Genomic DNA, 14,591 nt, shown 5'->3' on the forward strand with positions numbered 1-14,591 from the left:
TATTTAGCTGCGTTCGTGCTTGGTTAAATACTGCGCAGTAAGTACTTTCAACTTAGCTAAAGAAAGGAGTATGAGAATGAGTGAACAATATGCTGCACTTCGCGGTAATGTTAGTATGCTTGGACAAATGCTGGGTCAAACCATTAAAGATGCACAAGGACAAGCCATTTTAGATAAGGTAGAAGAAATTCGCGCTTTATCTAAATCGTCACGTAGTGGTAACGAAGCCGACAGACAAGCGCTTATCGATGTACTACACGCTCTCACAGATGAAGAACTATTACCGGTTGCACGCTCATTTAATCATTTTTTGAATCTTGCTAATGTTGCTGAACAATTTCATACCGTATCGCGTTTTAATGATGTTGGCTTTTGCCAATTAAACCCTCTCACTCAAACATTAAAAGCGTTAGCAACAGCGGCAAAACAAGGTCAAGTAGATCCAAATCACTTGGCACAAACACTCTCAAAACTCCACATAAACCTTGTACTAACCGCACACCCAACAGAGGTGACGCGTCGTACTATGATTAATAAACACGTTGAACTTAGTGATTGTCTTGCATCTTTGGAGCGTAAAGATAATTTACCAAGCGAACGTGCTGACTTATTAAACCGTATTGCTCAGCTAATTAGCCAAGCATGGCATACTGACGATATTCGCCGTTCACGGCCAACGCCAATTGACGAAGCAAAATGGGGCTTTGCTGTTATTGAAAATAGCTTATGGCATGCCGTACCGCGTTTCTTACGTGAATTTAGCGAAGATGTAAAAACTGAGCTCGATTTAGAGTTGCCGATTGATTACAGCCCAATTGAGTTCACTTCTTGGATGGGCGGAGACCGTGATGGTAACCCGTTTGTAACTGCTGAAGTGACACAGCAAGTACTTGATCATGGCCGCTGGATGGCGCTTGATTTGTATTCGCGTGATATCGAAACGCTAAGCAATGAGTTATCAATGTCAGATGCAAGTGATGAGCTTATTGAACTTGCAGGCCAAGACTTTGAACCATATCGTGCGGTACTTAAAAAACTCAAGAATCAAATTGCCGAAACTGTGACGCATTTAGGCGCTAAAATTAAGAAAAAGCGTACTGATTCTGAAGATTTAATTACAGATATAGCGCAAATTAAACACCCAATCGAAGTGTGTTATCGCTCGCTGATTAAAACCAATATGAAGGTAGTTGCCGATGGTTTACTGCTTGATGTACTGCGTCGTATTAACAGCTTTGGTCTACGCCTTGCTAAATTAGATGTTCGTCAGGATTCGTCGCGTCATGGTGATGTTTTCTCTGAGTTAACACGTTATTTAGGCTTAGGTGATTATCATCAATGGCAAGAAGAAGACAAACAAGCATTCTTACTTGCTGAGCTAAACTCTCGTCGTCCGCTTATTCCAAAACATTGGCAACCGAGCCCTGAAGTACAAGAAGTGCTTGATACATTTGATGTAATAGCAGCGCAAGATGCACAAACATTCGGCCTGTATATTATTTCGATGGCTCGTACTGCATCTGATGTACTGGCAGTGCAGTTATTGCTTAAAGAAAGCGGCTGTAAGTTTAACTTACCGGTTGCACCATTATTTGAAACGTTAGACGACTTAAATAATGGTAAAGATGTTATTGAATGTTTACTTGATAACACCTGGTACCGTGGTCATATTCAAAACCAACAAAATGTCATGATTGGCTACTCAGATTCTGCAAAAGATGCAGGTATGATGGCTGCAGGCTGGGCACAATATGAAGCAATGGATAAGCTGGTTCAACTAGCCGAGAATCGCGGTATTGAGCTTATTTTATTCCACGGACGTGGTGGTACGGTTGGTCGCGGTGGCGCGCCAGCTGCGCAAGCACTTCGCTCACAACCTCCTGGTTCACTAAAAGGTGGTCTGCGTGTAACAGAGCAGGGTGAAATGATCCGCTTTAAGTTTGGTTTACCAGCTGTTGCTCTACAAAGCTTAAATATTTATGCCGGTGCAGTACTTGAAAGTAACCTGCTACCACCGCCAGAGCCGAAAAGCGAGTGGCGTGAAGTGATGGAACTTATCAGTGCTGACTCGTGTGAGCATTACCGCCAAGTTGTGCGTCATGATGAAAACTTTGTACCTTACTTTAGAATGGCAACGCCAGAGCAAGAGCTTTCTAAATTACCACTGGGTTCTCGCCCTGCGAAGCGTAACCCAAATGGGGGTGTAGAAAGCCTTCGTGCAATTCCATGGATTTTTGCTTGGAGCCAAAACCGTTTAATGCTGCCTGCTTGGTTAGGTGCGTTAACAGGTCTTAAAGCTGCTTTAGATAAATATGGCATCGAGACACTTCACGAAATGAGCTTAAAGTGGCCTTTCTTCCGTGCTCGATTAGAAATGCTAGAGATGGTATTTAGTAAAGCCGATAGTTGGTTAAGTGCTCATTACGATGATGCATTGGTAACTGAGCAATATAAACCACTTGGTGTGAAGCTTCGCCAAGAGTTGAGTGAGGCAATTGAGCTGGTGCAGTCATTAAGCCCACAAAAAAGTTTACTTGCTGACCAACCTTGGATCAAAGAGTCGATTGCACTGCGTAACCCGTACACTGATCCACTTAACTTACTACAAGTGGAGTTATTACGTCGTTCACGTGCAGCAGATGAAAACTCTGAAGGTGATATCGATAATGCCCTAATGATTACAATGACTGGTATTGCTGCAGGTATGCGTAATACAGGTTAATTGATGTCGTCAACTAATCGTGCATCAATTGGTAATGTAATCACAAACCGTGCGCCGTGCTTTGATGGTACGGCGCATATATTGCCTTTCAAGTTATATTTCACAGCATTAAAAACCACGTTCAAACCAAGCCCTAAGTGATGGCCACCTAAATTAGTGGTATAGAATGGGGTAAAAATTTCTTGCAGGATTGATTCCTTAATGCCTACGCCGTTGTCTTGATAGATAATTTTGACATAGTCATGACCTGCGCGGATGGTAATGTCTACCTTTCCTTCTGCTGTATGTGTAAAACCATGTTCATAGGAATTAATAACCAGAGTTTTTAGAATATCCTCTAAAATTGAGGGGCAGGAAGTAATGGCTACACTGTCTCCATCAACATGATAAGTAATTTTCTTACCTAAATATTTACTCATAGGCTCTAGTTTATGATGAATAAAGTTTTTTAATGGAATACTTGATAACGGTTTGTCTAAGTTAATAGACACATTAAGTGCTTTAAATTCCTCAACAATACCTGCTAAGCGGTTAATAGCAGAAATAACAAGATCCTTGGCCTTGTCGGTGTTGGTAATAAATTCATGGAAGTATTTGCTTGATAAGTTTTGTTGTTTAAATTTATCTGACAAAGACTCTAAATATTCGTCGATGAGTGAGCTTGCTGTGACGATTGTGCCTATTGGTGTGTTTAATTGATGGGCCATGCCAGAGACTAATGAGGTTAAAGAGGCTATCTTCTCGATTTCAATTAAATGATCCTGCGTTTCATTTAATTGTACTAGTATCTTTTCAAGTTCTTGTTTTCGCTTATCAATATTATTTATCGCGATAAAAGAACCAAACAAGATGATTACCAAGCATATTGATATGACGATAGTAAGATCTTTAAACGCCTGCGCTTTTGTTGCTTTTAATTGCTCTGCCCGTGTAAGTTCTGCAATTTTGAGCTCTTTGGCTTTTGCATCAGCCTGCGCTAACGCTTTAGCTAAATTAACATTTGCTTGGCGTTTTAAAATTTCCGCATTGATCTGTGCATAGTGTTTGTATGCAATCAGTGCTTCAGCATACTGTTCTTGCTTTTCAAGTAGTTGTGCAGTCAACTTGGTTACTTCAAGCTGAGTCGTGATATCAGAGAGCTTAAAAGTATCTGTTTCAATCGAAGCGAGTAAATTTAGAGCTTTGTTCGCTGAATCTTGTGCATCGTATGTTTGCGCTAAACATAAAACCACACTTAAGTAATCACCGCTGTAGGCTTGAGTTTTTATAAGCTCTACAGCATCAGTTAGAAATTCTTCTGATTCATTTAACATACCTTTTAAACGTAATACCTTTCCCTTCAATACAAAACTTTTACTTAGATGAGCAGTAAAATCGTGGCGTTGTTGTAATATTATCGCGTCATTTAATACATCTAATGCATGATCAAAATCACCTAAACCAATTAGCGCCATTGCAAGGTGGGTACTTGCAAACGACTCATCTAGGGGCTGATTCTCTATTTTTGCGGTATTTCTGTATTGTTCAAAAGCGATGGTAGCGTCACGGTAACGTTTTAAATTGAGGTTAATCAGAGCAATATTGATTTCGGTTTGTTGTAAAAGGTGCTTTCCGATTGTTTTTGCCACAGGTAATGCATCGCTATAATAGTGTAATGCATCTTGATACATGCCTAATCGGGCATAAATACCGCCAGATATGTTTAAGTAGCCATACATTAAATCCTTATTACTCGACTGTAATGCTATATCCATGAAATGAACTAGTGTTTTCATGGCTTGCTCTAATTCATCGTTTTCAAGTAAAAACCAAGCCTTATAATTTGTGATTATTGCTCGTTGTTCTAATGAAAATATTACTGTGTCAGAGGATAATAATGAATTGACTAGCTGTAGGGCATTGGTAGGAGAGCTGGCATAGGTTTCAGTAATTGAGGTTTCTATTTCTTTAAATTCAGTTTCTGTGATTGCTTGTGACAGAGCAGTACTTGTGAACAGCATCAAGCATAGATAAAACAGAAAACGAATTTTCATTACAAATAATCCTTTATACAAACCAGAGTAAGGATGGAAAGTGCATAATCCTTTCGTCTACATATGTGAGGTTATTTATTATGGATTTTAATTAGAAATAGAGTTATACGAAAAAGCTTAATAATGGATTAGAAAACTCATACATGTTCAAAAGGTAAATAGATTATGAAAGTAGGTAACATTTGCGGGCATAAATCCAATCCTTAAGTGTGAACTTTGCAACTGGTCATACCTATTTTATTGCTAGGTATTGACTAAGCAAGGCAGATCCATAAAATAGCCCGGCTTTTATTCAGCAACCATTAATTTTACCTTTACCCACGCATTTTAGAGTAACCTATGTCGAACGTGTCAACGTGCATCACTTATGATGCATCGACGTCTTTAGTGATGATGACGTTAAGAGGGACTGCAAGTGCACAGGATGTGATTAATTTTTACCAAATAGCCCATCAATATTCAGTATTATATGGGTCAGAAAAAATTCTTGTTGATGTATCTGAGTTAACCCATGACTTCGCACCAGCAGACTTGTTTACTATAATGCCAGTGATTGCTAACTCGTTAAAGCGAGCTGTATTAGCTATTGTGGTGAGTTTCGATGGCTTTATGCATGACTTATTTGTGCAAAAAGCTAAACGTTACAACCTTCAAGCCGAGAATTTTGAGTGTTTTAGTAAAGCTAAAAATTGGCTAGTTCATCAATAAACAGAGAAACTAGCTGAAATTCATTTTCTGTGTATATTTGCGCTTACAAAAAATGCCTATTTAACACTTTTTTTGTTGTAAATTTCGAGACACAGCGCGTTGAAACCTAGTATTTAAATGCATAACCTTTTAAACTGTTTAGCCAATTAATAATTATAATTTGTTATGACAGTAACTAGGAAAGACGTATCTAATTCTGTGTCAAGAACAACACCTTTTGACTTCAGTGATGAGCAAAAGCAATCTCTTTTTAGTCAGTTGAAAAGCCAACGTGGCATCTTATCTCAAGCTGATATTTTATTACTTTGTGAGCAACATCAGTTAACAGAGTCACAACTCTTAAAAGCGTGTGTACCTGTTGCGAGTTTGTTTTCTGTCGCACCAATTTCAAAATTCTATGTCGGTGCTATTGCACAAGGTAAAAATCAGCAAGGTGAAACGACATTCTATTTTGGTGCTAATGTGGAGTTTTCTCATCAAGCGCTAAGTTTAGTTGTTCACGCAGAACAATCTGCGATAAATAATGCGTGGTTAAACGGTGCTCAATCAATAGATAAAATTGCGATCAGTGATGCCCCTTGTGGATACTGTCGCCAGTTTATGAATGAGCTCAGCACAGCGCAATCACTCGAAATATTACTTCCTGAAAGACACTTTACTTTACATGAGCTTTTACCGTATTCGTTTGGGCCAACAGACTTAGGGAATAACGAAAGCTTATTCTCACAGGAAAAAAACGACGGTCATTTCGATAGTGTTAATGAGCTCGATCAGAAATTAGCTGAAACAGCGCTAAAAGCTTACGTACCTTATACCGCGAACTACTGTAGCGTTAAAATCACGACTTTTGAAAACGGTAATTTTTACGGAAGCTATGCTGAAAATGCGGCTTACAGCCCAAGTTTATCACCGCTTCAAAGTGCTTTAAGTCAGTTTTATCTTGCTGGGTTAAAGTTTGATGATAAGACGGTTAAGTCGATCACCTTGTTAGAAACACAAGGGGCCGAAAATCAGTATGAGGTGGCTAAAAGTGTGCTGGCAAGTTTTGATAACCCACCAGCATTTAAGCACTGTATTGCTAAGCTAGTTAAAGATTAGTTTAGCAATAGTTTTGCAGCTTCAATGACTACGGCGACTGACTTTTTCTCAATCTCGCCGTGGTCAACATTAGGAATTTCTTGCTTAGTACGGTTTACTAATACACCTGCAACACACGCTGCGCGTAAGCCAAGTGCTGCACACATAGTGAAAAGTGTTGCTGATTCCATTTCATAGTTCATCACACCAAGCTTTTGCCACTCTTCACAGCTACCTTGTAATGAACGAGGAACATAACCTGAATAGGTATCGTAACGTTCTTGGCCTGGATAGAAGGTGTCACTTGAAGCTGTAATGCCAATATGGAAATTAATGCCTAAATTATCACAAGCATTAACCATAGCTTGTGTTGCAAAAAAGTCAGATACCGCAGGGTAGCTCAATGGCGCGAAGTGCTGACTTGCACCATCTAAACGAACAGATGCTTGGCTAATTAAAATGTCGCCTTCATTAATGTGTGGTTGAATAGCACCTGTTGTACCAATGCGTAAAAAGGTATCAATACCTAGCTGTGCAAGCTCTTCAACAGCAATTGATGTAGATGGCCCACCAATACCGGTTGAACAAACTACCACGCTGTGGCCGTTTAACTCACCACGATATACATGAAATTCACGGGTCTTCGCTAAGCACTTTGGGTTATCGAGAAGTGTTGAAATGCGGGCAGAGCGATCAGGATCACCAGGGACAATTGCCAGTGTTGCACCGTTTAAGTCCTCACGAGTGAGCCCTAAATGAAATACCTTTTCCATTATTAAACCTTATTTTTGTCTAAAGCGTAATACTTTAATCATACGTGTTTAAAGTACAGGACAGATGTCCTATTAGATTACGAATGTTGCAAGATTTGCACAGATAACCTAAACCTAAAGATGTAACGATAAAAGAGGACCTATTATGCCTGCTTCATCATCTATGAGTAAACATCATGAATTTGCTCGCTGTTTAGAGAGTGCTCATGTTTCTATGGCTGCTCCGTTTCATTGGCTTGCTTTAGCGTTTAAAGATATTGCCAATGCGCCAATCCTAAGCTTAGTGTACGGTTTAGTTTTTACACTAATACCTGCAGCAATAATGTACTTTGTGTATCAATTTGATACACATCTTGTCATTTTGCCAGCGGTTGTTGGCTTTGCTCTTATTGGCCCTGCATTTGCGGCTGGGCTTTACGATGTTGCTTGGGAGCTAGAAAAAGGGCATAAACCGACCTTAATGCACAGTTTAAAATCAATGTTTAGAAACCCCGCTGGTGAATGGGGATTTGCAGTATTATTAATGGTGATTATGATTGTGTGGATGAGACTTGCTGCATTGATCCACGCACTGTATCCGAATGTTGTAGATCCTAGCTTTGAACAGCTATCTGCGTTTCTTACGCTTGGCTCGATAGTTGGCGGCATTTTGCTGGTAACAGTCTTTGCTATTTCAGCATTTACCCCACAGATAATGATGGAAAGACGCGTAGATATAATGACGGCGGTTGTCTCATCGATGAATGCAGTAAAAACCAATGTAGGCGCAATGGTTGTTTGGGCTGCTTTAATAATATTCATGGTATTTCTGGGATTTGTCACAGGAACGGCAGGGTTTATTGTTATTATGCCATTATTAAGCTACGCGAGTTGGCATGCTTACATTGCGGTGATAAAAACTAAGAAGCCAAGGGGTTACGAATAATGAGTATTCACCTTGCTTGAATATAAATCTATTGCAGCAATCTAATAGGTTGCTGCAAAATTTGACTTTCCCTCCGTGCATGTTATACCTGCCAAAATACCACGCTCATTGAGTTATTGAGCACCCATAATAAGTCTCTTTAGAAATAATAAACTATAAATTTCAAGAGGTTAATTTTTCCTTCTTCTCATGATAAATGTGATGCTTGCATCGCGGTTTCTAGATTATGAGAAAGCGTAATTTTAACGATTACGAATGAATATGCAGTTATTTAGCAGCGGAGTAGAAATGAGTAACACACAAAAAGCATTTCACGAAAAACTAAGTCAATGTCTTTGCCCACCAGGCGATGGTGTTTTTACGGTAAATACAGCGAAAGAACGTAAAGATGCCTTACGAACAAAATTATACGGTCAGACAGAGAACGTAGACGTTCTTTGGAAAGAGTCATTAGAGACACTAGCAGACTCAGAACATAAAGCTGTGATTCTTGGGATCAGCTCTGATTGTGGTGGGGGTATTTTACGTGGTGCTAACTGGGGCCCGTTATTTTTACGTTCTACCTTAATTGATCAACAACCACAGGCTCGCGCGTTCGACTTAGGTGACGTTCGTGTTATTCCGCATTTATTGCATGATAAATACCTAAACGAAGCTACAATCACAAACTGTCAAAAAGCACTCTATGCTGATGAAAACAGCGAATACCATGTATCACCATTGTCTATCACTGAAGATGTGTGTGATGGGTTTTATGCCAACTACCCAGATAAAGGTATTTTCGGGATTGGCGGTGACCATTCAATCAGTTATCCGCTAACCAAAGCGTATTTAAAAGCAAAGCGTGACGCAGGTAAACGCACTGCAATTATACATTTTGACGCCCACACTGATTTACTTGTAGAGCGCTTAGGTATCGATTTATGTTTTGGTTCATGGTGTACACATATCCTTGAGTACCTACCTGCACCGCGTAACCTTATTCAATTTGGTATTCGTTCAAGTGGTAAACCGAAACAACACTGGGAAGAGACTTTTGGTGTTAAGCAGCACTGGGCACATGAAATTATTGAGCGTGGTGCTAAAGCTGTTGCTGAAGAAGTAATTGCCCAGCTTAAAGCTGATAAAGTTGATGAGCTTTATGTGAGCTTTGATATTGATGCACTAGACGAAGCATTTGCTTCTGCGACAGGCACACCTGAAGCAGGTGGCTTAACACCACAGCATGCGTTAGACATTTTAGTTGCTTTAGCTGATGAGTTTCCAATTACCGGGGCTGATATGATGGAAATTGCACCATTTACAGACAGCTCTTTGATTGGTCAAACGAGTTCTGAAACAACGCTTAAAGAAGGTGCAAAAATTTCTGCCTTTTTAATTGCTGCGATGAACAAGTAGTTTGCCTTGATGCAACAGGGGAGTGTGTTACTCCCCTTACTCATTCCTTAGTCTTAAAAAACATTCCATTATTCCTAACTACACGCTATATTATTATAAAAAATAATTATAAATTTGGTTTGTCTGCGATGTGGAAATCTCTAGCCTTGTTATTGCTTATTATTGCTAAACCTAGTTTTGCAGCAATAACAGTGGTAACTGAAAACTTTCCAAACTTCCAATATCAGAACGAACAAGGTGAGTTAGTTGGCTCTGTCGTGGGCAAAGTTAAAGCTGCCCTCGAAAAATCAGGGATGCAGTACGACATATCAATTAATACTTGGTCAATTACATACAATGCTGCTTTACGTGACGCAAACACGTGTATTTTTTCATTAGCACGTATTCCTTCGAGAGAGAAAAAATTTAAGTGGATACATAAACTTGAAGGCTTTTCAGCATCTTTTTATGCATTTAAATCAAATCGGCTGAGTATCAATAACCTCGATGATGCGAAAAAATATCGTACTGCAGTTCCAAAAAATAACTATTCCCATGTTTATTTAAAAGAGCAGGGGTTTAATGAAAATAAACAGTTAATCCTGCTTGATAGCTTTGAAAATATTTACGACATTCTTAAGAGTCGTCGTACAACTGTTGATTTAGTGGTATTAAGTGACCAACAATATCAATTTGAAAGTAAAAATGATCAAAGCCTTTCTTTTCTAGAGCCCGTTTATCAGCTACCTGTTGCACGCGCTGATTTATACTTTGCTTGTAACGGAAATATCGACCCAGTGACTTTAGATAAGCTCAATAAAGCCTTTGTATCCAGTGATTCAAAATAGCACTTGTTGATTGCTATAAAGCAGTTATAATCAGCTGCTTTTTGACCATTCTCGCCAAACTCTAAACAGCATAAGTGAGCAAAAAGTTGTTTGCATTCAACAGTCTGAATGCTTTTTACTAGGAGCCACAATGAGTGACTTACTCGTTATTATGATATTAATTTTGATCAGTGCGTTGTTTGCAATGAGCGAAATAGCTATTGCTGCATCACGTAAGATAAAATTAAGGGTTATGGTCGACGAAGGCAATAAAAAAGCCCAGGCAGTATTAACGTTGCAAGAGCAGCCGGGGGCATTTTTTGCGATGATACAAATTGCCTTGAATGCGATTGCTATTTTAGGTGGTATTGTCGGTGAGCAAGCCTTATCACCTTATATTGAACAAATTTTAGGGATGATTTATCAAGGCCCGTTACTAAGTCAAATTAGCTTTTTGATTTCGTTTTTTAGCATAACCTCATTATTCATTTTATTTGCAGATTTACTGCCTAAACGCCTGGCGATGATTATGCCAGAGGCTGTTGCTGTCAATGTGGTGTCTATAATGCGCTGGGTTACCTTTGCATTAACGCCATTTGTTGTGTTCTTTAATGGCACTACAAACTTTATTTTACGCGCCTTTAAAGTTCCGGCTGAACGAGAAGATATTGTTACCACAGAAGACATCGTTGCTATGATGGATGCTGGGGCTGAATATGGCAGCCTACAGCAACAGGAATATGAGTTAATAGGCAATGTGTTTGATTTGGAGGCCCGGTTTTTATCGAGTGTGATGACTCCACGTGATCAAATTGTATTTTTTGATGTAAAAGCTGATGCCCAAGAAGTCGCTACCAAAATTATTGAGCACCCGCATAATCACTTTTTAGTGTGTGATGGTAGTTTAGACAAATTAATTGGTTCGGTTGAATCAAAAGATATCCTTCGTAAAGTACTTAAAGGGCAAACTGCTGAGATAGATAGTGAGTTAATCAGCCGTGATATTTTTTACTTACCAGAAACACTCAGTCTTTCTGAAGCATTAAATACCTTTAAAAAAGCAGCAGAGCCATTTGCTGTTGTTGTTAATGAATATGCACTGATGGTTGGCATTGTCACTGTTAAAGATTTAATGAAAGGCTTTATGGGTGATTTGATCAGTCATCAGGGCGAAGAGTTAATTATTCAACGTGATAACACTTCTTGGTTAGTGGATGGCCTGACACCTGTGGTTGAGCTTGCTAAAGTGCTAGAGATAGAAGAGTTTCCTGATCAATCACATTATGAAACTGTTGCCGGATTCCTTATTTATACGATGAAGCGACTTCCGAAGCGCGCCGAGTTTATACACTTTGGCGGGTTTAAATTTGAAGTGGTTGATGTTGAAGGAGTGAAGGTCGAGCAACTCTTAGTTACTCGAATTTCAGAAGAAAGCAATTAAGGCTGCTCATGCAGCCTTTATTCAAAAGTATCTTTCACTATTGCCTTAGCTTGATGCACCATGTGTACGCCATTTGACCAACACTCAATGGGCTGCAGTGATGCATTATCAAGTAACACCAGATCTGCATCTGCATTGATAGTCACTCTACCTTTATTAATACCAAGCACATCAGCTGGATTTGAGGTAATAGCCATTAATGCGTGTTCAACCGATACACCATATTCTTGAACGGCTTCTACAAACGAGCTATGCAATGTTGATTCTTTACCAACTTCAAGACCTAATAGATTAAAGTTATCATCAAAAATAGGTAAGCTTGCATGACCATCAGAGCTCATGGTGAGCTTAGTCGGTTGTACATTATTTTTAAGGCAGTAAGCCAGTGCCTGCGCGGCTGAATATTCACCATGGGCAAGATCATACTCTGTCGTGCTTGTGGTAAAGTCGATAGTGCCACCCGCTTTGCAAAACGCCACGCCCGCATTGAGTAAAGCTAGATTACGATTCATATGCGTAGGATAAAACTGGCTAAGCGAAATATCAGTTAAGCTATCTATCTCATGTAATAAAGATAAGTGACTATCTACTGGACCTACATGAATACTAACCGTGCCTTTTTTGCCACTTAACATGCCAGCCACTTTTGCTTCAGCGGCTAGTTCAGCAAGTTGCTGAGCCGTTGGCTGACTACTGCGATGATCAGAAATGGCGACTTCACCGACACCAATAAACTCCTCAATATACATAATGTCATTCGTTATTGAACCAGTCAGTGTTTTAGCAGGTAAGTGATATGAACCTGTATGGCAAAAAACATTCAATCCTCGTTCTTTAAGTGCTTTTGCTTTTGCAATTAAATTACTATGGGTTCGACTACTTGAGTCAGTACCAAGCGCGGCGATAACCGTTGTTGTACCATGCAATGTTGCATCTGTTAGGTTCATTTCAGGTGTTCTGCTAGCAAAACCAGCCTCACCGCCACCACCTGTTATATGGACTAAAGAGTCAACAAACCCCGGAGTTAAAATGCAATTAGATCCATCAACGATGGTAACACCATGATAATTTTCGATATTAATTTCAGGCTGTATATCCACGATTTTTCCGCCCGCGATTAAAACATCTTGGTTTCCAAGCGGCGAAGGAGCGAAAATATCTGCGCCTTTTATAAGTGTTAACATAATTAAATCTTTTACTGATAGTTAATAAAATGTGCGAGAAAAATAAAGCAACTAGCAAGGCCAAAGAGCGCTAAGGTAAAACGCCAAATAAAGCTTGCCCACTCACTCCAATCAAGTTTGACAATGCCTAAACAGCCGATGAGGCTTGCTGAGGTGGGAATAAATATATTGGTTAGTCCATCACCTAATTGAAACGCCAGCACTACAATCTGCCGTGAAATATTTAATAGATCACCCAGTGGTGACATTAGCGGCATTGTGATTGCTGCTTGTCCTGAACCTGAAGATACAAAAAAGTTAAACACACTTTGAAATAATAGCATACCCCAAGCGGCTATATAGTCTGGTACAACTGAGATGCTGGTGGCGCTATAGTAAAGCAAAGTATTTAGAGTTGAAGGCGATGTTAAATCGCTACCGCCAAGTATTAAAATAACGCCTTTTGCTAAAGCAACCAAAAGCGCTGCGGGTAGGAGTTCTTGTGCACCCTCTTTAAATGCATTTGCGCTTTCATTTGCTGCTTGTTTTTTAAATAGACTAGCAATCACAGCAGAGGCTACACCTAAGCAGAAGAACTGCGCAGCTAATTCAGGAATATAATACTGCCTTGCCATAACACCCCAAATAACCCAAATAATACCTGCAATAAAGGTTATTAAGATAAGCTTATCTGCGCTGTCTAAGCTAATTGACTTGTTATTTTCTTGAGCACTTAGGTTCTTTGCCGATCTGATTGAATTAGCATATCGGATAGTAAATAGAAGGCCAAATGAGGTAAAAACCAGCCACGCAACCATTCTGAATCCGGCACCAGAAAACACCGGGATCTCTGCAATTGATTGAGCAATAGCGATACTAAATGGGTTCATCCAAGAGGTAGCAAAGCCAATCTGTGTCGCAACATAAGTTGTTAATACGGTTACTTTTGCATCATAACCGAGTTGTTTCATAATGGGGAATAACACAATACAAAAGGCGATGGCTTCTTCACCCATACCAAATACTGCGCCTCCTAATGAAAAAAGCACAAATAGCAAAGGAATGAATATCCACTCTACGTGTTGTGTTTTATTAATCAGCGCCATAATGCCGTTATTAATCGCACCCGTTTTTAAAATAACGCCAAAGGCGCCACCTGTGATTAAAATAAATGCCATTACCCCGATGGCTGCACCATATTTATCACCAGAGACTAAGCCTTCAAACAATACATTGGCTAGACCAATGCCTCCTCCTTCTGCAAAAAGGGCAGGTGGTGTATGTTCTGTTGCTTTTTGATACTGTGATAATTCAACACTGTGACTATCTTGTTCGGCATTAAACACACCGGGTGTTATAAATAAACTGGCTAAATAGGCGATGACTGCGACGCATAACAAAATGATGCTCGCATCAGGCATCGCAAACTGTTTGTTTTTCATAAAGTCACTTAACGATTGTTCGAAGAATGTGAGAAAAGCAAGGTATTGTAGCCCTTGCTGAGAAAGATTAACACTGAGAGTCGCGAGTTTGAGTTATTGATAA

At 39.6% G+C, this 14,591-nt stretch carries 11 protein-coding genes; 7 read left to right on the plus strand and 4 right to left on the minus strand.

Annotated features, from left to right (window positions below; genetic code table 11):
• Nucleotides 1-76: 76 nt before the first annotated feature.
• Nucleotides 77-2,722 carry a phosphoenolpyruvate carboxylase gene (ppc, locus tag E5N72_RS18315; protein ID WP_135926549.1) on the plus strand — a complete coding sequence of 882 codons (2,646 nt, stop codon included), beginning with the start codon at nt 77-79 and terminating at the stop codon, nt 2,720-2,722.
• On the opposite strand, the gene E5N72_RS18320 is transcribed toward ppc, so the two are convergent.
• Nucleotides 2,719-4,755: a HAMP domain-containing sensor histidine kinase gene (locus E5N72_RS18320; protein WP_135926550.1), complete on the minus strand. Its 2,037-nt coding sequence runs from the start codon at nt 4,753-4,755 to the stop codon at nt 2,719-2,721. The two genes, ppc and E5N72_RS18320, sit on opposite strands and share 4 nt — an antisense overlap.
• 339 nt (nt 4,756-5,094) lie before the next feature.
• On the opposite strand from E5N72_RS18320, the gene E5N72_RS18325 reads away from it, so the two are divergent.
• Together E5N72_RS18325 and cdd are read left to right on the plus strand one after the other, a co-directional pair.
• Nucleotides 5,095-5,463 carry a hypothetical protein gene (locus E5N72_RS18325; RefSeq protein WP_135926551.1) on the plus strand — a complete coding sequence of 123 codons (369 nt, stop codon included), beginning with the start codon at nt 5,095-5,097 and terminating at the stop codon, nt 5,461-5,463.
• A 198-nt stretch (nt 5,464-5,661) separates the two neighbouring features.
• Nucleotides 5,662-6,561, plus strand: a complete 900-nt coding sequence (gene cdd, locus E5N72_RS18330) for a cytidine deaminase (RefSeq protein WP_240704557.1) — start codon at nt 5,662-5,664, stop codon at nt 6,559-6,561.
• Here the strand turns inward: cdd and udp are convergent.
• Nucleotides 6,558-7,313 carry a uridine phosphorylase gene (udp, locus tag E5N72_RS18335; RefSeq protein WP_135926553.1) on the minus strand — a complete coding sequence of 252 codons (756 nt, stop codon included), beginning with the start codon at nt 7,311-7,313 and terminating at the stop codon, nt 6,558-6,560. The genes cdd and udp overlap by 4 nt on opposite strands.
• Before the next feature lie 145 nt (nt 7,314-7,458).
• Here udp and E5N72_RS18340 point away from each other — a divergent pair, with 145 nt between their 5' ends.
• The 4 genes from E5N72_RS18340 (at nt 7,459) to E5N72_RS18355 (ending at nt 11,883) form a co-directional block, all read left to right on the plus strand.
• Nucleotides 7,459-8,238, plus strand: coding sequence for a DUF2189 domain-containing protein (locus tag E5N72_RS18340; protein ID WP_135926554.1), 780 nt, complete (start codon nt 7,459-7,461; stop codon nt 8,236-8,238).
• A gap of 288 nt (nt 8,239-8,526) precedes the next feature.
• On the plus strand, nt 8,527-9,636 hold the full coding sequence (locus tag E5N72_RS18345) for an arginase family protein (protein WP_135926555.1): 1,110 nt from the start codon (nt 8,527-8,529) through the stop codon (nt 9,634-9,636).
• Between the two features lie 128 nt (nt 9,637-9,764).
• Nucleotides 9,765-10,463 carry a transporter substrate-binding domain-containing protein gene (locus tag E5N72_RS18350; protein ID WP_135926556.1) on the plus strand — a complete coding sequence of 233 codons (699 nt, stop codon included), beginning with the start codon at nt 9,765-9,767 and terminating at the stop codon, nt 10,461-10,463.
• 130 nt (nt 10,464-10,593) lie between these two features.
• Nucleotides 10,594-11,883, plus strand: coding sequence for a hemolysin family protein (locus E5N72_RS18355; RefSeq protein ID WP_135926557.1), 1,290 nt, complete (start codon nt 10,594-10,596; stop codon nt 11,881-11,883).
• A 17-nt stretch (nt 11,884-11,900) separates the two neighbouring features.
• Here E5N72_RS18355 and iadA read toward each other — a convergent pair whose 3' ends face one another.
• Nucleotides 11,901-13,067 (minus strand): beta-aspartyl-peptidase, encoded by a 1,167-nt coding sequence (gene iadA / locus E5N72_RS18360; protein WP_135926558.1) that lies wholly within the window; start codon nt 13,065-13,067, stop codon nt 11,901-11,903.
• An 11-nt stretch (nt 13,068-13,078) separates the two neighbouring features.
• Nucleotides 13,079-14,488, minus strand: a complete 1,410-nt coding sequence (gene yfcC / locus E5N72_RS18365; protein WP_135926559.1) for a putative basic amino acid antiporter YfcC — start codon at nt 14,486-14,488, stop codon at nt 13,079-13,081.
• Between the last annotated feature and the right edge of the window lie 103 nt (nt 14,489-14,591).

The sequence above is a fragment of the Pseudoalteromonas sp. MEBiC 03607 genome, assembly GCF_004792295.1.
Lineage (GTDB): Bacteria > Pseudomonadota > Gammaproteobacteria > Enterobacterales > Alteromonadaceae > Pseudoalteromonas > Pseudoalteromonas lipolytica_C.

Coding starts and splice junctions, on each gene's coding strand:
- ppc (WP_135926549.1), top strand. CDS start 77: ATGAGTGAACAATATGCTGCACTTCGCGGTAATGTTAGTATGCTTGGA.
- E5N72_RS18320 (WP_135926550.1), bottom strand. CDS start 4,755: ATGAAAATTCGTTTTCTGTTTTATCTATGCTTGATGCTGTTCACAAGT.
- E5N72_RS18325 (WP_135926551.1), top strand. CDS start 5,095: ATGTCGAACGTGTCAACGTGCATCACTTATGATGCATCGACGTCTTTA.
- udp (WP_135926553.1), bottom strand. CDS start 7,313: ATGGAAAAGGTATTTCATTTAGGGCTCACTCGTGAGGACTTAAACGGT.
- E5N72_RS18340 (WP_135926554.1), top strand. CDS start 7,459: ATGCCTGCTTCATCATCTATGAGTAAACATCATGAATTTGCTCGCTGT.
- E5N72_RS18345 (WP_135926555.1), top strand. CDS start 8,527: ATGAGTAACACACAAAAAGCATTTCACGAAAAACTAAGTCAATGTCTT.
- E5N72_RS18350 (WP_135926556.1), top strand. CDS start 9,765: ATGTGGAAATCTCTAGCCTTGTTATTGCTTATTATTGCTAAACCTAGT.
- E5N72_RS18355 (WP_135926557.1), top strand. CDS start 10,594: ATGAGTGACTTACTCGTTATTATGATATTAATTTTGATCAGTGCGTTG.
- iadA (WP_135926558.1), bottom strand. CDS start 13,067: ATGTTAACACTTATAAAAGGCGCAGATATTTTCGCTCCTTCGCCGCTT.
- yfcC (WP_135926559.1), bottom strand. CDS start 14,488: ATGAAAAACAAACAGTTTGCGATGCCTGATGCGAGCATCATTTTGTTA.